Genomic DNA, 20,624 nt, shown 5'->3' with positions numbered 1-20,624 from the left:
GCGCTCCGCTGCGGTCAGGAGATGACGCGGGCCTTGAGGCGCTCGTATTCCTCCGGGGTGATGGTCCCCGCATCCAGCAGGGCCTTCGCCTTGGCGATCTCATCGGCCGGGCTCGGATGAGCCGAGGTGCCGGCGACGGACTTGATGTACTCGTCCTGCGCCTTCTGCATGGCACGCACCTGGGCGGCGCTGCGCTCGGCCATGCCGCCGCCGCGTGCGATCAGATAGACCAGGGCCGTCAGGAAGGGGACGAAGATGAGGAAGACGATCCAGATCGCTTTGGCCCACCCCTTCATCTTGTGGTCGCGGAAGAGGTCGCCGATGATCGCGAACAGCGCGAACAGGTAGGCGATGAAGGCGAAGGCCCAGAGGAACCACCAGATCAGGTCCCAGAACGATCCCCAGAATCCCTGGTACTCGATGACGTCGGTGAAGCGCACGGTCGTGCCTTTCTTAGCGAGGTGACACGCCGCATCCTGCGGCGTCTGGCTCACCATATCGCTCGAACGGGCTCACCGTCGGGACGTTGTCAGCCGACCGTGGGTGCGCCGCCGGTGCGGGGAGCCCGGCGGCGGCGCCGACGGCGTGCCGGGGCGGCGTTGCCGTCGTGGTGTTCCTTTCCGCCGCCGTCGTGCGTGCCCTGGCCGGCGGTCTCGGCCGCGCTTGCCGCGCCGTGCTCGGCCTGCACGCTCGCGGCGTCGGGCGATGCCGTGGCTTCACTCCGCCGACGGCGGCGGCGGGGCGCATCGGCGCGCGCCGAACGATCGGACGCGGCGCCGGAGGTCTTCGTCGTCTCGGCGCGCGGGGCGGTGGTGAGCCGGCCGCGCACGCCGGCGGGGATGCCGAGGTCCTCGAACAGATGAGGGCTGGAGGAATAGGTCTCGAGGGGCTCGGGCTGACCGAACTCCAGCGCACGGTTGATCAGCGCCCACTTGTGCAGGTCTTCCCAGTCCACGAAGGTGACGGCGATGCCTGTCTTGCCGGCGCGGCCGGTGCGCCCCGCACGGTGCAGGTAGGTCTTCTCGTCGTCGGGGATCGTGTGGTTGATGACGTGGGTGACGTCGTCGACGTCGATGCCGCGGGCAGCCACGTCGGTGGCGATGAGGATCTCCTTCTTTCCCGCCTTGAACGCCGCCATCGACCTTTCCCGGGCCTCCTGGCTCATGTCGCCGTGGACCGCCACCACCGAGAAGCCCCGGTCGCCGAGCTCGTCGACGAGCCGCTGCGCGGCGCGCTTGGTGCGGGTGAAGATCACCGTCTTGCCGCGTCCTTCGGCCTGCAGGATGCGGGCGATGACCTCGTCCTTGTCGAGCGAGTGCGCGCGATACACGAGGTGGTTGATGTTCGCCTGCGTGAGCCCCTCGTCGGGATCGTTCGCCCGGATGTGGATCGGGTTCGACATGAATCGACGCGCGAGGGTCACGATCGGCCCGGGCATCGTGGCCGAGAAGAGCTGGGTGTGCCGCACGGCGGGAAGCTTCTGGAAGATCTTCTCGATGTCGGGGAGGAAGCCGAGATCGAGCATCTTGTCGGCCTCGTCGAGGACGACCTCGGTCGCGCCGGAGAGATCGAGGAGGCGCTGACCGGCGAGGTCGATCAGTCGGCCCGGGGTTCCCACGACGATCTGCGCGCCCGCCTGGAGCTGCTCGATCTGGCCCTCGTAGGCCTTGCCGCCGTAGATCGCCACGACCGAGGTCGAGCGGTTCCGGGTGAGCATGTCGATGTCCTCGTAGACCTGCACCGCCAGTTCACGGGTCGGGACCACGATCAGTGCCTTCACGCCCGGTGCGGGATCGAGCCCCAGACGCTGGACGACCGGGATGCCGAAGCCGAAGGTCTTCCCGGTGCCGGTCTTGGCCTGCCCGATGATGTCCTGGCCGGGGAGGCCGAGGGGGATGGTCTGCTCCTGGATGGGAAAGGAGTCGATGATGCCGCGCGCGGAGAGCGCATCGACGATGTCCTGATCCACGCCGAGTTCGGCGAAAGTCGTCACGATGTCATGCCTGTCTGTCGAAGGGGCCCGGATGGTGGCACGCGGGCCGCGTGATGGATCCACGCCCTTCGTCGACCGCAGGCGCGGGGGTTCCGATCCGATGCCGGAACGCGTCCCAGGATACCCGTCGGCGACCGGAAGGCCGCCGAGGGCCTTTCCGCGGCGAGCCGCGACGGTAAGGTGACCTGCGTGGTGAACTGGTTCTGGCGCAGGCAGGGTGGCACCGCTCGGACCCTGTCGTTGCGGTCGCGTGGAGATTTCGGCGACGCGCGCCGCGTGGATTTCGCCGAGCTGGCTCCGGACGTCACCACCTTCCTCGGTCAGGCGGCCTATCTGCAGCTCGGCTTCTTCGAGACCCTCTCCGAGCTGATCGCCATGACCCCCTCGCTGGCCGAGAAGGAATCGCTCTCGCGGGCGGCGGGCGCGGCGCTGACCAAGCACGAGGAGCTCGTGGCGCTGATCCGCGACCGCGGCGAGGACCCCACCTCGCTCATGCTCCCGTTCCGGGAGCCGTTGGATGCGTTCCGTCGAGCCACACACGGGGTCAGGCCCGAGGAGACGATGCTCTCGGTGCACATCACCGCCGGCATGCTCGACGACTTCTATCTCGCCCTCTCCGCCAGCTACGGCGAGACCGGTCGGCGGGTCGCACGCATCCTCCGCGCCGACGATGACCGGCAGGCGATCGTCGACCTGGTCGTGCAGACGATCCAGAGCGACCCCGAATGGCGCTCACTGCTGGCGATGTGGGGCCGGCGTCTGGTGGGTGACACCCTCTTGATCGCACGCGCCGCCCTGCGTCCGCCGACGCTCGCCGCCTCTGACGAGAAGCGGGTCGAACCGGTGTTCACGGCGCTCATGGCGGCGCACTCGCGCCGCATGGAGGACATGGGCCTCGCCGCCTGAGCGATCGCGGTACGGGCGTGGACCGCCCGGGCGCCGCTCAGGCGATGCCGAGCCGCTCGCGCTCCCGCCGGTCGGCGGCGACGCGTGCGCGGGCGAGCAGGGCCACGACCGGAGCGGTCACGACGGCCGGGGCGACGAGGGCGCTCAGCCAGATCCATGGATTGTCGATCCCCACGCCCGACCAGGTCAGCGCCGACCAGACGATGCCGGACGCTGCGGCGCCGATCACCGGCGCGAGCACCACCCCGCGGCTGTCGCGGCCCTGCAGCAGGAAGTGGATCGAGATCCCGATCGCGGCGCCGGCGATGAAGGCCAGGAGGATCTGCACGCGCGGGTCCTCAGGCGACGAAACCGACGCGGCGGGACTCCTCGGTCCCGACCTCGATGTAGGCCAGTGCGGCGGTGGGGACGATGTAGGTGTTGCCCTTGTTGTCGGCGAAGCTCACGTGGGTCGCGCCGGCATCGAGCGCGGCTGCCACCGACGCCTTCACGTCCGCCGCCGACTCGCTCGTTTCGAAGTTGAGCTCGCGGCCGGTGTTCGCGATACCGATACGGATCTCCACGTGTCTGCCTTCCTCTCGCGCTCGGACCTCGATGCGCATGGCAACTCTACGACACCGGCCGAGGGGGAGAGGGCGGTCAGGCACGCTCTGGGCGAACGCCCCGTCGGTGTGGTGACAGGGGTTGTCGGAGCCTCGGGTTAGCGTCGAAGCGTGACATCGACCGACCTTCTCGCGCTGGTACCCGCACCGGGAGACGCGGGGGCCGACGGCGGTGCCGCCCCGATCCTCGATCAGGACCAGTCGGCGGTGGTCCGACTGCCTGCAGACGCCTCGGGCGTGGTGGTGGGCGCCCCGGGATCGGGCAAGACCCTCACCGTCATCGAGAGATTCCGACGCCTCGTGGACGAGGGCACCGACCCGGATGAGATCCTCGTCCTCACGCCCACCCGGCAGACCGCGACGGTCCTGCGCGACCGGCTGTCGCTGGCCGCGGGAAGGGCGACCTCCGGTGCTCCCGCCCGTTCGGTGCCCTCGTTCGCGTTCCAGATCGTGCGCGCCGCCGAGGTCGCCTCCGGTGGGGAGGCGCCGCAGCTGCTGACGGGCGGCGACGAAGACCAGCTGCTGCGCGACCTGCTCGACGGTGACGCCGAGGACGAGGCAGCCGGTCGCCCCCGCGGGTGGCCGGAATGGCTCGGGCCCGAGATCCGGGCGACGGCGGGATTCCGCACCGAGGTTCGCACCTTCCTCGCCGAATGCACGACCCTGGGCGTCGAGCCGACGGCACTCGAGCGCCTGGCCCGACGGCACGGGGTGGAGGTGTGGCATCCGCTGGCGACGTTCTTCCGGGAGTACCTCGACGTGCGGGCGGCGATGCGAGGTGCGCATCGCGACGCCGCGGGGCTCGTCCGCGAAGCCGTCGGGCTCATCCGCGGAGCCCGCGACGCCGAAGCCGCGGGCGCGGCCGCCGGCGGGGTGCGTGTTCTGCTCGTCGACGACGCACAGGAGCTCACGCTCGGCGCGATCGAACTGTTGGAGGCCTGCGCAGCCCGGGGCGTCGCCGTGCTGGCCTTCGGCGACCCGGACGTCGGGGCGGGCGCCTTCCGGGGAGCGTCGCCGGAGAACTTCGCCCGGCTGGCCGCCTCACTGCAGACGGTGCATGTGCTCGGCCAGGGCCACCGTGGCACGCGCGCCCAGCGTGAGACGGTACGCCGAGTGGTCGAGCGGATCGGTGCCGCCGGGGTCGTGGCGCACCGCCGCGTGCCCGACCCCACCGCGGGGGATTCCTCCGTGCGGGCGCTCCTGCTGAGGTCTGCCGCGGAGGAGTTCGACACCGTCGCGCGGATCCTGCGTGAACGTCACCTGCTCGCCGGCGTGCCGTGGCGCGAGTTGGCGGTGATCGCCCATGACAGTCGCCAGGTCGCGGCGCTCGAGACCGAGCTCGCAGCGCGAGAGGTCCCGGCGCGCTCCCAGGGTACGGGTCGTGCGCTGGGGGAGGTGCGCGCCGTCCGCGACATCCTCCGGCTCGTGGAACTCGCTCATCGACCGGTCGAGGAGTGGTCGGCCGACGATGTCTCCGCGGCCCTCGAGGGAGTGTGCGGCCGCCTCGATGCCATCGAGCTGCGAAGACTGCGCACAGGGCTCCGGCATCGGGAGATCGCCGATGGCGGCGACCGATCGGGGCGCGACCTGCTGCTGTCGGCGATGATCCATCCGCTCGAGTGGGAGCTGGTCGACACGCGGGAGGCCCGACGCGCTGCTGCGGTGGCCGACACCCTCGCGCGCCTTCGGGAACAGGTGGCGCAGGACGCCACCGTTCACGAGCTGCTGTGGACGGCGTGGGAGCGCAGTCGTCTGGAGCGTGCGTGGGTGGAGCAGGCGAAGGGACACGGCCCCCTCGCCGATCAGGCGGGTCGTGACCTCGATGCGATGGTCGCGCTCTTCCAGGCGGCCAAGCGCTTCGTCGAACGTTCCGTCGACGCAGATGCGCGCGCCTTCATCCGAAGCATCCTCGACAGCGCGGTGGCCGACGACCGATTGGATGCCGCGCTCGCGCACGACGTCGTCGCGGTGCTGACGCCGGCAGCGGCACTCGGCCTCGACGTGGACACGGTGATCGTCGCCGGCGTTCAGGACGGGGTCTGGCCGAACACGCGCCACCGCGGCAGTCTGCTCGAGACCTGGCGGCTCGCCGACGCTGCGCATCATCCCGACGGAACCGGTGTCGGCGTCGCCGGACCGGACCGGCGGCGCGCGGCCCTCCACGATGAACTCCGCCTCTTCGCCCGGGCGCTGTCGCGCTCACGGTCGCAGACGGTGATCACCGCCGTCGACGACGACGATCGGGGACCGAGCGTCTTCTTCGATCTTCTTCCCGATCCCGAGGCACCCACCACATCCTCGGAGCATCCTCTGAGCCTGCGAGGCCTCGTCGCGGTCCACCGTCGCACGCTGACGGCGCCCGGCGCTCTGGCCGACCCGGCCGACGTACGCGCCGCGGCCGGGCAACTGGCCCTGCTGGCGGCCGCGGAGGTGCCCGGCGCGTCGCCGGAGGAGTGGTACGGGGTGCGTCCGCCGACATCGAGCGGACCGCTGCGCGACCTCGCGCGCGAGCGGGTGCGGGTGTCGCCGTCCCGGTTGCACACCCTCGAGGAGTGCGAACTGAACTGGCTCATCGGCGAGCTCGGGGGCGACCCCGGCGGCACGACCGCGGGCGTCGGGACGATCATCCACGCCGCCCTCGAGGTCGCCACCGCGGGGACGGACGAAGACACCCTCTGGCAGGTGGTCGAGCGGCGCTGGCACGAGTTGGCGTTCGACGCGGCATGGCAGGACCGTGCCGAGCGGGCCCGGGCACGCGAACTCGTCCGGCGACTGGCGCGCTACCTCCACCGGTTCGATGCCGATGGGGGACGGCTCCTGGACGCCGAACCCCACTTCGAGATCCCGCTGAACTTCGACCCCCAAGACCCGGCCGGGCTCACCGTCGGCGAGCGTGCGACGACGGCTCAGGCGGTGCTGTCGGGATACATCGACCGTGTCGAGCTCACCGGCGACGGCACCGTGGTCATCGTGGATCTGAAGACCGGCAAGAGCGAGCCGCAGACGGACGCGAAGGTCATCGATCACCCTCAGCTCGCGGCCTATCAGCTGGCCTTCGAAGCCGGCTCCATCGCCGGGACGGAGGGGCTGCCCTCCGGAGGCGCCCGCCTGCTCGTGCTCCGGCCGGCCTCCCAGCGGGACTTCGTGACTCCGACGCAGCCGCCCTTCGACGAGGAACGTCGCACCGCCTTCCTGTCCCGCATCCACGCCGCCATCACGGTGATGACCGGCCAGTCCTTCCGCGCCCCGTACGAGGAGCACTGCCGCGATGAGCACAGTCATGGACTGTGCCGGATCCACACCATCGGGGCGGTGAGCGCGTCGTGACCGTCGCAGGACCGGCGCGTCTGACGGCCGCGGTGATCGCCGCCGCGCTCGGACAGTTCCCGCCCACGGACGAGCAGGCGGCGGTGATCGAGTCGCCACTGCGTCCCGCGCTCGTCGTCGCGGGAGCCGGCAGCGGGAAGACCGAGACCATGGCCGGTCGGGTCGTGTGGCTCATCGCGAACGGCTTCGTGCGCCGCGACGCCGTCCTCGGACTGACCTTCACCCGAAAGGCAGCCGGCGAGCTGGCCGAGCGCGTGCAGCGTCGCCTGCGTCGGCTCGGTGAATTCGAGGCTGTCGGGTTGCTCCCCCTTCTGCCCGAACTGCACGCCGCCGGCGCGCTGCACTTCTTCTCCACCGAGAGTGCGCACCACGAGGCGACCCGGCGGGGCTACCTGCGCTCGCTCGCCGATCGTGCCGGCGTGAGCGGGGACGGCGGTGCCGGCGATGACCTCCTCGAGCGGCCGGTCGTCGCGACCTACAACAGCTTCGCCGACCAGATCGTCCGCGAGCACGCGGTTCGGATCGGTCGTGACACCGACACCGCCGTCCTGTCCGAGTCGGCCGCCTGGCTGTTGATGAGGCGAGTGGTCCTCGATTCCGACGACCCCCGCCTCGAGGATCGTCCCGAGGCGCTGCGCACCATCATCGACGCCGCACTGCGCATCGCCCGCGACGGTGCCGACAACCAGGTCGACTTCGAGGAGCTGCGACGCTTCCCCGAGAGGTTCGCCGGAGTTCTGGATCGTCCCTCCAACAAGGCGTCCGTCACCGTCTACAAAGACGTGGCCGACGCGGAAGGCCGGGTGTCGGCTCTCGCTCTGCTGTCGGATCTCGCTCGGGAGTACCTCGACGCGAAGCGTCGACGCGGCGTCATCGACTTCTCCGACCAGGTGGCCGGCGCGCTGGAGGTGGTCCGACAGCACTCCAGCGTGGCCGCGGAGCTGCGCGAGCGCTTCCAGGTCGTCCTCCTCGATGAGTACCAGGACACCTCGGTGATCCAGTCCGACCTCCTGGCCGAGTTGTTCGCCGGTACCGGGGTCATGGCGGTGGGCGACCCCCATCAGGCGATCTACGGCTGGCGCGGAGCGAGTGCGGGCAACCTGGGCGGATTCTCCGCCGCCTTCTCGGGTGAGGCCGGCTGTGGTGCGTACGCCCTCATGACCAGCTGGCGCAACAGCCGTGACGTCCTGCGCGCCGCGGGCGCGGTTCTCGCCCCGCTCGCCCCGCGCTCGCCGGTGGCCGTGGCCGAGCTCCGCCCGCGGCCGGACGCGCCGGAGGGAGCAGTCGAGATCGCCGTCGAAGCCGATATCGACGCCGAGACCGAGCGGGTGGCCGAGTGGTTCGATCGGGTGCGCGCCGAGCGGCGCCGTGCCGGTCTCCCCACCACCGGCGCCATCCTCTTCCGCAGCAAGAAGCACATGGTGCGTTTCGGCGATGCCCTCGGGCGACGAGGTATCGCGCATCGCATCCTGGGCCTGGGCGGACTGCTCTCCACGCCCGAAGTGGTCGACGTCGTCAGCGCCCTCCGCGTCATCAGCGACCCCACCGCCGGTTCGTCCCTCATCCGCCTGCTCGCAGGTCCGCGGTGGGGCATCGGGCTGGCCGATCTCCGCGCGCTCGCCGAGCTCGCCCGTCGTCTTGCAACCCACGATTCCGCGCTGAAACCCCTCGACGACGTCGTCGCCGAGCGGGTCCGCGCCGGCGCGGGGGAGGACCGAGCATCGCTCGTGGACGCCCTGGACTTCGTGGTGCGCTCCGCCCCCGATCACGGCTGGCTGGCGGGCTTCACGTCCGAGGCGCGTGGGCGGCTGAAGGAGGCGGGCGCGGTGTTCGCGGGGCTCCGCCATGCCGCCGGTGCGCCCCTGCCCGAGCTCATCCGCCTGATCGAGTCGGAACTGCTGCTGGACATCGAACTGGCCTCGAACGAGACGCGCGGCCCCATGCGGATCGCCTCCGCACAGTTGCGGGCCTTCCTCGATGAGGTGCACGCCTTCCTCGCCGCCGACGACACGGGGTCGTTGGCGAGCCTGCTGGCATGGCTCGATCACGCGGAGAAGGTCGATGAATTCGCTCCCCGGACGGAGCCTCCCGAGGACGATGTCGTCCAGCTGCTGACGATCCACGGATCGAAAGGGCTGGAGTGGGATGCCGTCGCCGTGGTCCGCATGGTCACCGACGAACTCCCCTCCGCCGCGAAGGATACGAGGGGCTGGCTGGGCTTCGGGGTTCTGCCCTACGAGTTCCGGGGTGATGCGGCATGGCTTCCGCCCCTGCCGTGGCAGGCGGAGGCCGCTCCCACCCAGCAGGATCTCAAGCGCGAGATCGACGCTTTCATCGCCGCCCATCGCTCCCGGCAGCTCGACGAGGACCGACGGCTGGCCTACGTCGCCGTCACCCGCGCGCGTGAGCATCTGTTGTTGACCGCCTCGCCCTGGTCGGGGACGAAACGGCCGAGGGCCACGGGGGTGTTCCTGCGCGAGATCTCCGACGCACTCGGCATCGACTTCGACGAGCCCGATCTCGAGTCCAATCCGTACGACGGCGACCGGAGGGTCCTCCCGTGGCCCATCGATCCGCTCGGGGCCCGTCGGGAGCGGGTCGAGGAGGCGGCGCGCCTGGTGCGGGAGGCGCTGGATGCGCCTGCGGTCACCCCGGACGACGAGGTGCGGATGCTGCTGGCGGAACGTCGTGCGCGTGCACGACACCGCGCCGGACCCCTCCCTACCCGCATTCCGGCCTCGAGGTACAAAGACGTCGTTCGGGTGGACGGCGCACCCGCCGATGCGGGCTCCCGCCCGCTCCCTGAGCGCCCCTACCGCCAGACGCGTATCGGCACGCTCTTCCATGAGTGGGTGGAACGGCGATCGGGGATCGCCGGGAGCGCGGCGTCACTGGACGACGCGCTCTGGGACGACCTCGATGAGGGAGACACCGGACCCATCGACGGCGACGCCGCTGTGCCCGGAACCCGAGGAGTCGATGAGCTGCTTCGGCTGCAGGAGCGCTTCCTGGCCTCCGAGTGGGCGGACCTCCAGCCGATCGAGGTGGAGGCCGAGATCGACTTCACCATGGAGGGTCCTGACGGCCGCCCCCACATCATCATCTGCAAGCTCGATGCCGTCTACCGCCGCGGCGAGCGCGTGGAGATCGTCGACTGGAAGACCGGCGCGCCCCCGAAGAACGCGCGGGAACGCCAGGAGCGCATGGTCCAGCTGGAGCTCTACCGTCGGGCGTATCACGCCAAGCACGGTATCCCGGTGTCGCAGATCGACGTGGCGCTCTATTACGTCGCGGACGACCTCGTCCTCCGAGGCTGAGCGGCGCCGGCGCTACTCCGACACGGCCCAGCGTCGCAGCGCCGCCTGCGACGCCCGCTCCGCTTCGCCCACGTCGTCCAGTCGTTCGCGGATCGGCCCGAGGTCCAAGGGTGCGGTGTCGGCCGGCGCCGCCGAGCGACCGGGTGCAGGAGCGTCCTCGGCGGCGTCCTGTTCGTCTGCATCGTCGCCGAACCACGCCGAGACCTCGGCGGGGTCGTAGGCGTCGGTCTGCATGGAGGTGTCCACGACCGTCGCAGCGGGCCCCGGCACCCGGTCGAGCAGCGCGATCGCATCGTCGACGTTTCCGCGATCCTGCGGCACGATGTCGTCGCCGGCCACGCCGGCTGCCAGCGACTCCAGAAGCTCCACCGCGTCGTCGACGATGTCGGAGCGTCCCCCCTCATGCCCGTGCACGAGCCATTTGGCGAACTCCAGCTCGGCGTACAGCCGAGCACGTTCGCGCAGTAGACCGTCGGGCGCGTGAACGCTGCGGGCGAGGTAGGAGGCGAAGACGTCGTCGGCGGCGTCCGGGGCCGAGGCCAGCCACATGAAGTCGCCCGCCGGATCGCCCACGCTCAGCCCGTGCCAGTCCAGGACGCCGGTGATACGGGGCTCGCCGGCGAAGTCCTCGAAGAGGAAAGACGAGGCTCCGGCGCCGCCGAGCACGACGGTGGTCTCGAAGCGCCACAGTTCTTCGGCGTTCAGAGCCTGGCTCCAGCGCACATCGAGGCTCGGGGGAAGACGGCGAGTCGCCACGGCGCGCTCGACGGTCCGTTCGATGTCGTCGCGCAGCTGGCGGGTCGTGCGGGCAGGGAGCCCCTCGTCGCGGACGACAGAGACGGGAAGGGCGTGGATGGCCGCGATCGCCTCTCCGAGAGACGTGGCGGCCCCGCGGCCGGCGGGCAGGTGCGGCGGATCGACCCGATACCCCGGTAGGAAGTCGACCACGACGGCACGACCGCCGACGAGAGGTGTCTGACCCAGCACGGTCGGCACACGGAAGGGAAGAAGCCCGCGCACACCGGACGTGAGCACCGTCAGTGCGCGCACCTCGGCCGCGGTCTCCGTCGCGGCGCCGTCATCGACCGGGGCGCGCACGACCACGCGGCGTCCGTCATCGAGATCGACCAGCGCGGAGTCGTATCGTCCAGCGCTGTTCTCTGTCAGCGCGGCGACACCGACGACGCCTGCGCCGGGCAGAGCCGAGGTCACCGACGCGGCTAGAGTGAGGGGTGAGCGTGCCATGAGCCCAGGGTAGGTCGGGCATGCCGCCGGGCCTTCGCGCCACGCCCTGGCTCATCGACCAACGCGGGAAGGTCTCGATGACATCCTCCGACAGCGCCCGAGCGCGGTGGGACCGTGCTGCGGACGAACGCATCATCGCGGAGCTGCTTCCGACGGTCCTCGGCGATCCCGCGACGCGCGTGCTCGCGATCTCGGGGGAGCGGGTGCGCCTGCGCGACGGGGGTCTCGCGTGGGACACGGTGGACGGGTGGGTCGGCCCGGCGGCTGCCGGTCAGGTCGCGGAGTGGGCGTTCCTGGGTCGGGACGAGCGCGGCGCGGCCATGCTGATGGCCGTGCTCGCCGCCGATGAGGGCGCGCCGGGGGACGATGACCCATCGGTGACGACCGAGTCGCTGCGGGTCGCCGCCCCCGATCTCGATCGCACCGAGGCGGCGCTTGCCGTCACGGCGGTGAGCCTCGGACGGTGGCTGCTCGAGGCGCCGTTCTGTCCCGCCTGCGGCGCTCGCACCGAGGTCCTCCACGCGGGGTGGTCGCGCCGTTGCCCGTCCTGCGGGCGTGAGCACTTCCCCCGCACCGATCCGGCCGTGATCGTCGCGATCACGAATCGCCATGACCCGGATCTTCTGCTGCTCGGGTCGAATGCCGCATGGCCCGATCAGCGGTACTCCTGTTTCGCGGGGTTCGTCGAGGCGGGCGAGTCCCTCGAGGGCGCGGTCCGTCGGGAGGTTCGGGAGGAGGCCGGTGTGGAGGTCGGAGAGGTGCGATACCGGGCCTCGCAGGCGTGGCCGTACCCGCGTTCGCTCATGGTGGGGTTCACCGCCGAGGCCGTCGACGCCGGCGCAGCCCGGCCGGACGGCGAAGAGATCGTGAGCCTGCGCTGGTTCCACCGCCAGGAGATCGGTGACGCCCTCGGCGGACGCGGGGATCTTCTGCTTCCTGGACCGGCGTCGATCGCGCATCGGCTCATCAGCGAGTGGCATGCGGCGGGATCGCCGTGAACGGTCCGCTCGAACACCTCGACGAGCAGCAGCTCGAGGCGGTGACGGCGCTGCGCGGACCCGTCGTGGTGCTCGCGGGAGCCGGAACCGGCAAGACCCGCGTCATCACCCACCGCATCGCACACGGAGTCGATACCGGCGCCTACTCGCCCGGTCGTGTGATGGCGGTCACTTTCACCACGAAAGCCGCCGGTGAGATGCGCGCACGTCTGCGGGCCCTCGGCGTCGAAGGGGTTTCCGCACGGACTTTCCATGCGACGGCGCTGGCGCAGTTGAACTACTTCTGGCCGACGCTCGCGGGGGACTCCATGCCGTCGATCGTCGACAACAAGGTGCGACTTCTGGCACACGCTGCCGACGGAATCGGGCTCGAGCCCGACACCGCGACTCTGCGGGATGTCGCCTCCGAGATCGAGTGGCGGAAGGTCACGATGCGCTCGATCGAGGAGTACGTCCGCGCTCGACCCCAGGGGGTGGGGGGCCTGGACGTCGAGCGGGTGGCGCGCCTCCAGCGTGCCTACGAGGAGCTGAAGGACCAGCGTCGGCAGATCGACTTCGAAGACGTCCTGCTGGCGTGCGCGGGGATGATCGAGGCCGAGCCGCGCGTGGCCGCGACCATCCACGAGCAGTACCGTCACTTCACCGTCGATGAGTATCAGGACGTCTCGCCGCTCCAGGCCCGCCTCCTCGAGCTGTGGCTCGGCGATCGACGCGACCTGTGCGTGGTCGGCGACGCCAGCCAGACCATCTACTCCTTCGCAGGAGCGGACCCGACGTTCCTGTTGGACTTCGAGCGGCGCCACGCCGACGCCCGCGTCATCCGCTTGGAACGCAACTACCGCTCGACGCAGGCCATCCTCGGGGTCGCCAACGCGCTGATGAAGGACCGTCCCGGTGCGCTGCGCCTGGTGGCTGCCGGACGCAACGAGGGAGAGCATCCCGCGGAGCACGCGGATGGCGCCGACGCCGCGCCGCTGCCGACGGTCACCGCTTTCGACGATGAGCGTGACGAGGCTCGGGCGGTGGCTGCTCGCATCCGCGCCCGCATCGCGGCGGGCGCCGATCCCGCCGGGATCGCGGTGCTCTACCGGGCCCACGCGCAGTCGGCCGAGCTCCTGCGGGCGCTGGCGGACGTCGGGATCGCGGCGAGTGTGCTCGGCGGTCGACGGTTCTTCGACGTCCCCGAGGTGCGTCAAGCGGTCATGGCGTTGCGCGCCGCCGCCGTGGCACCCCTGACAGGGACGTTCGTGCAGGCGGTTCGCGATGTGCTGCGCTCGCTCGGTCTGACGGACGACCCGCCGCCGGCCGGCGGCGCCGTGCGCGATGCGTGGGAGGCGCGGGCGGCTCTGCTCCGTCTGGCGGAGGAGGCGCCGGAGGGGACGACCCTGCGGGAGTTCGCCGACGATCTGCTCCGGCGGGCGAAGGTGCAGGAGGAGCCCACGCTCCGGACGGTGACGCTCGCCACCCTCCACGCCGCGAAAGGCTTGGAGTGGGATCACGTGTATCTCGTCGGCCTCGCAGAGGGCGTGCTGCCCATCTCCTATGCGCAGACGTTCGAGACGATCGACGAGGAGCGACGACTGGCCTACGTGGGTATCACGCGCGCCGTGCGGACCCTGGATCTCAGCTGGTCGCGCGGAGCGCGTGATCGCCGCCCGTCGCGCTTCCTGCAGGAGATCGGCACCCGCACCGTTCGTGCGGGTGGTGCCGGAGGGATCGGAGCACCGACGCGGTCGACAAGACAAGCTCGGTCGTCGTCGTCGTCGTCGACGGCGTCGTCCCCTCGCCGCTGAGGAGCCGCACCGCTCGCGCTGCGGCCTCGACGAGGAGGGTCGCCGCGACCTCGGAGATCGGCCGCCCGCAGAGCTGGGCAGCCAGCAGGGGCCAGCCGCCGTCCGCATCGGTCGACGCCAGAGCCAGGCAGCTGAGGCAGGCCGTGACACCCGGCACGACGAGGGGACCGACGCGCACACGGCTCCCGGCCAGGATGACGGGCAGATGTGTCACGTCTGAGGCCATCAGAGCGGCCGCACGAGCGGGGTGGACGAGGTGAGCCGCGAGGGCGATCACCGGCACGGCGGGATCCGATGGCGCGTCGCCGGGCCAGACGGCGCGTTCCCACGCGAGACCGCAGCACGACAGCGCATCCTGGAGCGTCTCGATCACCGCCGGGGCGACATCATCTCCCACCTGGATGACCACTCGCGTCGGAGACGGCGGGCGTGGTCTCTCCAGCGCCGGTGAGATCTCGGCGAGGAGATCTTCGGCGGCTCCTGCGGGGGCGCCCACCGACGCCGCCACGAGGGGCAGGGCCGCGGTGGGAACACCGTTCCCCAGCTCGTGGATCAGACGCTCCTGCCATACGGCCGGAGCGGTCAGTGTCGCCACCGGATCAAGCCCGAACTGCACCGCCCAGGGGGAGCGCCACAGCGGAGGGAAAGCCGGATCCAATCGGAGCATGCCCCGATCCTCGTCGCCGCGATCGTCGTGCGGCGACTGTCCACAGATCCGGGGTGCTCCTGCCCCTCACCGCACGCCTGTGCAGGAGAGGTCGGGGGGTCACACCGGCCGGGGATCCTCCGGCTCGCCCGAGTCCGCCTCACCCGACAGCAGACGTTCCAGCGCATCGTCCATCTCGTCACGCGCCGGTGCTTCGCCCCGCGCACGTGCCTGCAGTCGCGCGACGAGCGCCGACGGGTCGTCGATGTCATCGGCTCCGGGCATGAGGTCGGGGTAGTCCCACAGGCCGTCTCGACCGGCGATGCCGACCGCGTCCGTCACCGCACGCCACATCGCGGCGGCCTCCCGCATGCGCCGCGGCCGGAGCTCGAGGCCCACCAGCGAGCCCAGTGCGCGCTCGGCAGGTCCCCCGACCGCGCGGCGACGGCGGACCGCTTCCGCGATCCGCGCGGCGGAGGGGAGGCGGGAGGTGGCGTCCTCGGTGACCACATCCACCCATCCCTCGATGGTCGCGAGAAGGTTCTCCAGGCGGGCGAGGGCAGCGTTCTGCGCATCGGTGCGCGGGGGGAGAAGAGCGCCGCTCTCCAGGGCCCGGCGCAGCTCGTCGGGCTCGGACGGATCGAATCGCGTCGCCAGGTCCTCCAGCGCATCGGTGTCGACGTGGATCGCACGAGCGAACTCGGTGACCTGCGAGATGACGTGCAGCCGCAACCAGCGGGCGTGACGGAACAGGCGGGCGTGGGCGAGCTCGCGGGCGGCGACGTAGAGCGCGAGCTGATCGTCGGGGATCTCGAGGTCGCGCCCGAAGTCGGTGAAGTTCTGCGGCAGGATCGCCGCTTCGCCGTCGGGCATGAGCGGAATGCCGACGTCTCCGCCGCTGACGACCTCCTTGGACAGGTTTCCGACGACCTGACCCAGCTGCGAGGCGAACAGCGACCCGCCGACGGTGCGCATGAGCCGGCCGGCGCCCTCGACCAGTGCCCTCATCTCCTCCGGAGCCTGCTCGCTGAGGGCCCGGGTGAGAGCATCGGTGATGCTCGTGGCCACGGGCTCGGCCAGTTCCTGCCAGACAGGAAGCGTCGCCTCGACCCAGGCGCCACGCGTGATGACCTTCGGTGTCGTCGACAGGTCCGACACCGAGGTCGCTTCGCCGAGCCACAGGTTCGCCAGCGAGAACGCCTGATCGAGGTCGGTCCGCTGGCCGCCGGTGACGCTCAGGCCGTCCTGGTTGGCGATGTGGAGGGCGCCGCGCTTCGTCATGTCCCACGGGATGCCGTCGCTGCCGGCGGCGAACGCCCCCTGCAGCTGCGACATGATCGTCTGCATCATGGCGGGATCGATGTTCATCCCCGACAGTCGGGCGAGCGCCTCCGGATCGGGAGCACCGCCACCTCCGCCGAACAGTTGGCGCATGAGCTCCTGGAACTCATTCTCGGGGCTGCGGTCGTCGTCTGGCACGTGTATCGCCCTCTCAGCCGGGTCAAAGACGTGGTGTCTACGCTAGTCCCACGGATGATCGCACTCTCCGAACAGACCGGGCGAACCCTTACGCCGGTCGCGAACGATCAGCGACATCGGCACGAGGCTCACAGCAGGAAGCAGGGACACCGGTGGTGCTGTTCGACGAGAAGGTGACGGTCACGCCGCCGCCACGGCGGCCGATGAGCCGAGCCACGCTGGCGGGCATCTGGGCGCTGGTGGTCGCGCTGGTCGTGCTGCTGGTCCTCACCTTCCTCCCGACCGCCTACGTGATCCAGCAGCCCGGACCGGTGTACAACACCCTGGGCACCGCGCAGAACGCCGACGGTGAGGACGTTCCGCTCATCACCGTCGACGGTGCGCAGACCTATCCCACCGACGGGTCGCTGGACCTTCTCACCGTGCAGGTCGTGGGCAACCCGCAGCGGACGCCCTCGTGGCTGGAGCTCGCCGGCGCGTGGTTCGACCGCACCCGCGCGGTCCTTCCCCTCGAGTCGGTCTTCCCTGCGGGGCAGACCACGGAGGAGCGTCGGAATGAGAGCACCACGATGATGGTCAACTCCCAGCAGGACGCCACGGCGGCAGCGCTCACGGAGGCGGGATTCGATGTGCCGTCGGACATCGTCGTGTACGACTTCTCCGAAGGCTCCGTCTCGCAGGCCGTCCTCGAGGTCGATGACGTCATCTTGGCGGCGAACGGCACCCCTGTCGACGGGGTCGTCGATCTGCGTGAGGTCATCAACGACGGCGACGGCGACGACGTCGAACTGACGATTCTGCGAGACGGAGCGGAGCAGACCGTCTCGGTCACCCCGACCGAACAGACGGACGCGAACGGCACCACCTCGTGGGTCATCGGCGTCGTCCTCGCCACCGAGTTCGATTTCCCCATCGACGTGCAGATCCAGCTGAACAACGTCGGCGGCCCGAGTGCCGGAATGATGTTCGCCCTCGGCATCGTCGACCTTCTCACTCCCGGCGACCTGACCGGCGGAGAGGATGTCGCCGGCACCGGCACCATCACCGCCGATGGTGCCGTCGGCCCCATCGGCGGCATCCGCCAGAAGATGTGGGGCGCGGTGGGCGCCGGTGCGGAGTGGTTCCTCGCCCCGCAGGCGAACTGCGACGAGGTGGTCGGACACGTCCCCGACGGGCTGCGCGTCTTCGCCGTGGAAGACCTCGATGACGCCCTCACCGCCGTCGAGACCGTGGCAGATGGCGGCGACCTCGACGCGCTTCCCACCTGCACCGCCACGACGTCCGCAGCCGGCTGACCGACAGCGGGCTGAGCGTTCACCCTGACCACACCCGGCTCGCGCGTGGGCCGGGAAACGCCCTCTTAGGATTGACTCTGTGACCACGACCCCCGCGCCGCAGGCCGCACCCTCCCGATCCCGACGGGCGATCGCCATCACCCTTGCCGTGATCGCGGCGCTTGTGGCGGCCTTCTTCATCTTCGCCAACCTCTACGCCGACTGGCTCTGGTACGACCAACTGGAGTTCACATCGGTGCTGGTGACCCAGTGGGTCGCGCGTGTGGTGATGTTCGCCGTCGGCTTCCTCGCCATGGGGATCCCGGTCTGGCTGGCCATCCAGCTGGCCTATCGACTGCGGCCGGTCTATGCACGCCTGAGCTCGCAACTCGATCGGTACCAGGAGGTCGTCGAGCCGCTGCGCCGGCTGGCCATGTGGGGGATCCCGGTCTTCTTCGGCTTCTTCGCGGGCTTCGCCGCCTCGACCCAGTGGGAGGTGACCTGGCTGTGGTTCAACGGGGTCCAGACCACGGTCACCGACCCGGAGTTCGGTCTGGACACCGGCTTCTACATGTTCGCGATGCCGTTCTACGGCGCTGTCCTGGGTTTCGCGTCGGCCGTGCTGCTGGTGTGCCTCCTGGTGTCGGGGCTCGTGGCCTACCTCTACGGTTCGGTCCGCGTCGGCCAGCGCGAACTGCGCATCTCCAAGGCGGCGCGCATCCAGCTCGCGATCATCGCCGGCCTGTACCTCCTCGTTCAGGCGGGAAGCCTCTGGCTCGACCGGTACCGCACACTCGTCGAGCCCTACGACCGCATCACCGGCCCCGGCTACACCGGCGTCAATGCCGTCATCCCCGGTCAGACGATCCTCGCGATCGTCGCCGCGATCGTCGCGATCCTGTTCTTCATCACGGCCGTGATCGGTCGGTGGCGCTATCCCCTCATCGCCACGGCGCTCCTGGTCATCTCCGCCATCGTGGTCGGTGTCGGCTACCCGTGGGTGCTGAACACCTTCCAGGTGAGGCCGAATCAGCTCACGCTCGAGAGCGAGTACTACCAGCGCAACATCGACATGACCAAGATGGCCTACGGCATCGACGGGCTGGAGAAGACGGACTTCTCCGCCGTCACCGACGTCGAGCCCGGACAGCTGCGCGAGGACGCCGAGACGACGGCATCCATCCGCATCATGGACCCGGCCATCATCAGCCCGACCGTGCGTCAGCAGGAGCAGTACCGCGCGTTCTACCAGTTCCCTGAGACGCTGGATGTGGACCGCTACGAAATCGATGGCCAGTCGCAGGACGCCATCGTCTCGGTGCGCGAGCTGGACGTGGAGCGTCTGGGGCAGGCTTCGACCTGGCAGAACACCACCGTGGTCTACACGCACGGCTACGGCATGGTCGCCGCGCGTGGCAACGCGCGCACCGTCGAGGGCTTCCCCGAGTTCATCGAGCGCGGGATCCCGGTCTCGGGCGTCCTCACCGAGGAGGAGGAGTACCAGCCGCGTGTGTACTTCGGCGAGAATTCCCCGCCCTACTCGATCGTGGGCGCTCCGGCGGGAACGGAGCCGTTCGAGCTCGACTACCCGTCGGGCGCGGATGGCGAGAACGAGACCCGCTACACCTTCACCGGCGACGGGGGACCGAGCGTCGGCAACGTCTTCAACCGCCTGATCTACGCGCTGAAGTTCCAGTCGGAGCAGATCCTCTTCTCGGACTTCGTCAACGAGGAATCGCAGATCCTCTACGACCGCGATCCGCTGACGCGCGTGGAGAAGGTGGCCCCCTACCTGACCCTCGACAGCGACCCGTACCCGAGCGTGGTGGACGGCCGGATCGTGTGGATCGTCGACGGCTACACCCTGAGCGCCAACTACCCGTACTCGACGACGGTCAGTCTGCAGCAGGCGATCGCCGACGCCAACAACGTCCAGCCGCGGTTCGCGATCGACGACATCAACTACGTCCGCAACTCGGTCAAGGCCACGGTCGATGCCTACGACGGGTCGGTGACCCTGTACGCGTGGGACGAGGAGGACCCGATCCTCCAGGCCTGGCAGAAGGTCTACCCGTCGACGGTGCAGCCGATCAGCGAGATGTCGGCAGACCTGATGAGCCACGTGCGCTACCCGACGGATCTGTTCAAGATCCAGCGCGCCATGCTCGGGGTGTACCACGTCGATGACGCCCGGGCCTTCTACCAGCGCGACAACGCCTGGGCGACCCCCGAGGATCCGCAGGACCCGGGCAGCTTCCAGCCGCCGTACTACTCCACGATCCAGATGCCGGGCCAGGAGGCGCCGAGCTACTCGATGTTCACGACCTTCATCCCCTCGTCCGAGGGCGGCGCGAGCCGGAACGTCCTGATGGGGTATCTCGCGGTCGATTCCAATGCCGGCTCCGAGGCGGGGGTCAAGAGCGAGGGCTACGGCAAGCTCCGGATGCTGGAGATCGACGCCGAGACCCCGGTTCCCGGACCTGGACAGGTGCAGAACACGTTCGACGCCGATCCCACCGTTTCCGCGCAGATCAACATCCTGTCGCAGGGACAGTCGGACGTGCTCAACGGCAACCTGCTGACGCTCCCCGTCGGCGGCGGTCTGCTCTACGTCCAGCCGGTGTTCGTGCAGTCCTCGGGCGGCACGCAGCTGCCCACCCTTCAGCGGGTGCTCGTCGCCTTCGGTGATCGGATCGCCTTCGAGAACACTCTGAACGAGGCGCTCGACACCCTCTTCGGCGGGGATTCGGGGGCCACGGCCGGTGACACGGATGTGCCACCGGACGCCAACCCGACGCCGACGCCGACGCCGACGCCCTCCGAGACCGGTGACGCCGGCGAGACCCCGGCGCCGACGGTGCCCCCGGCCGACGAGTATCAGGCTGCGCTGCAGGAGGCCCAGGACGCGATGATGGACCGCCAGGCGGCCCTTCAGGCGGCCGACTGGGCGGCCTACGGCGAAGCCGACGCGCGACTGACCGCGGCGGTCGAGCGGCTCATCGAGCTCGGAGAGCAGTAGACCTCGACACGAGCGAGAGCAGAGC

General features: G+C 70.2%; 13 protein-coding genes. 7 read left to right on the top strand and 6 right to left on the bottom strand.

What is annotated here, in order from left to right; translation table 11 throughout:
• Positions 1-14 precede the first annotated feature (14 nt).
• Together V6S02_RS08230 and V6S02_RS08225 are read right to left on the bottom strand one after the other, a co-directional pair.
• Positions 15-440 carry an SHOCT domain-containing protein gene (locus V6S02_RS08230; RefSeq protein WP_240638594.1) on the bottom strand — a complete coding sequence of 142 codons (426 nt, stop codon included), beginning with the start codon at positions 438-440 and terminating at the stop codon, positions 15-17.
• Positions 441-529: 89 nt separating this feature from the next.
• Entirely contained in the window at positions 530-1,993 is a 1,464-nt protein-coding gene (locus V6S02_RS08225) for a DEAD/DEAH box helicase (protein WP_336400470.1), read from the bottom strand.
• Between the two features lie 189 nt (positions 1,994-2,182).
• Here V6S02_RS08225 and V6S02_RS08220 point away from each other — a divergent pair, with 189 nt between their 5' ends.
• The gene (locus V6S02_RS08220) at positions 2,183-2,899 is read left to right on the top strand and encodes a ferritin-like fold-containing protein (protein WP_124293537.1); all 717 of its coding nucleotides are present in this window, start codon (positions 2,183-2,185) and stop codon (positions 2,897-2,899) included.
• A gap of 37 nt (positions 2,900-2,936) precedes the next feature.
• Here the strand turns inward: V6S02_RS08220 and V6S02_RS08215 are convergent, their stop codons facing one another.
• The gene (locus V6S02_RS08215) at positions 2,937-3,227 is read right to left on the bottom strand and encodes a hypothetical protein (RefSeq protein ID WP_141938989.1); all 291 of its coding nucleotides are present in this window, start codon (positions 3,225-3,227) and stop codon (positions 2,937-2,939) included.
• 10 nt (positions 3,228-3,237) lie between these two features.
• The gene (locus V6S02_RS08210; RefSeq protein ID WP_124293535.1) at positions 3,238-3,462 is read right to left on the bottom strand and encodes a DUF3107 domain-containing protein; all 225 of its coding nucleotides are present in this window, start codon (positions 3,460-3,462) and stop codon (positions 3,238-3,240) included.
• 150 nt (positions 3,463-3,612) lie between these two features.
• Here V6S02_RS08210 and V6S02_RS08205 point away from each other — a divergent pair, with 150 nt between their 5' ends.
• Positions 3,613-6,828 (top strand): ATP-dependent helicase, encoded by a 3,216-nt coding sequence (locus V6S02_RS08205; RefSeq protein ID WP_336400469.1) that lies wholly within the window; start codon positions 3,613-3,615, stop codon positions 6,826-6,828.
• Positions 6,825-10,145: an ATP-dependent DNA helicase gene (locus tag V6S02_RS08200; RefSeq protein WP_336400468.1), complete on the top strand. Its 3,321-nt coding sequence runs from the start codon at positions 6,825-6,827 to the stop codon at positions 10,143-10,145. The genes V6S02_RS08205 and V6S02_RS08200 overlap by 4 nt, the downstream gene beginning before the upstream one ends.
• Positions 10,146-10,157: 12 nt before the next feature.
• Here V6S02_RS08200 and V6S02_RS08195 read toward each other — a convergent pair whose 3' ends face one another.
• Positions 10,158-11,390: a phosphotransferase gene (locus V6S02_RS08195; protein WP_336400467.1), complete on the bottom strand. Its 1,233-nt coding sequence runs from the start codon at positions 11,388-11,390 to the stop codon at positions 10,158-10,160.
• A gap of 77 nt (positions 11,391-11,467) precedes the next feature.
• Here V6S02_RS08195 and nudC point away from each other — a divergent pair, with 77 nt between their 5' ends.
• Positions 11,468-12,388: an NAD(+) diphosphatase gene (gene nudC / locus V6S02_RS08190; protein WP_336400466.1), complete on the top strand. Its 921-nt coding sequence runs from the start codon at positions 11,468-11,470 to the stop codon at positions 12,386-12,388.
• Entirely contained in the window at positions 12,385-14,181 is a 1,797-nt protein-coding gene (locus tag V6S02_RS08185) for an ATP-dependent helicase (RefSeq protein WP_336400465.1), read from the top strand. Before nudC ends, V6S02_RS08185 begins: the two co-directional genes overlap by 4 nt.
• 766 nt (positions 14,182-14,947) lie before the next feature.
• Here the strand turns inward: V6S02_RS08185 and V6S02_RS08180 are convergent.
• A complete protein-coding gene (locus V6S02_RS08180; RefSeq protein WP_336400802.1) occupies positions 14,948-16,261 on the bottom strand; it encodes a zinc-dependent metalloprotease in 1,314 nt (437 codons plus the stop codon).
• A gap of 197 nt (positions 16,262-16,458) precedes the next feature.
• Here V6S02_RS08180 and V6S02_RS08175 point away from each other — a divergent pair, with 197 nt between their 5' ends.
• Entirely contained in the window at positions 16,459-17,601 is a 1,143-nt protein-coding gene (locus tag V6S02_RS08175; RefSeq protein WP_336400464.1) for a YlbL family protein, read from the top strand.
• A gap of 79 nt (positions 17,602-17,680) precedes the next feature.
• On the top strand, positions 17,681-20,599 hold the full coding sequence (locus V6S02_RS08170) for a UPF0182 family membrane protein (RefSeq protein ID WP_336400463.1): 2,919 nt from the start codon (positions 17,681-17,683) through the stop codon (positions 20,597-20,599).
• Positions 20,600-20,624: the final 25 nt, after the last annotated feature.

This window comes from Microbacterium sp. CCNWLW134, assembly GCF_037083565.1.
Taxonomy (GTDB): domain Bacteria; phylum Actinomycetota; class Actinomycetes; order Actinomycetales; family Microbacteriaceae; genus Microbacterium.
This window is presented reverse-complemented; position numbering and strand designations above follow the sequence as displayed.

Bases quoted from the DNA above. Each gene is read 5' to 3' on its own strand.
- V6S02_RS08195 (WP_336400467.1), bottom strand. From the start codon at position 11,390: ATGGCACGCTCACCCCTCACTCTAGCCGCGTCGGTGACCTCGGCTCTG.
- nudC (WP_336400466.1), top strand. From the start codon at position 11,468: ATGACATCCTCCGACAGCGCCCGAGCGCGGTGGGACCGTGCTGCGGAC.
- V6S02_RS08180 (WP_336400802.1), bottom strand. From the start codon at position 16,261: ATGCGCCAACTGTTCGGCGGAGGTGGCGGTGCTCCCGATCCGGAGGCG.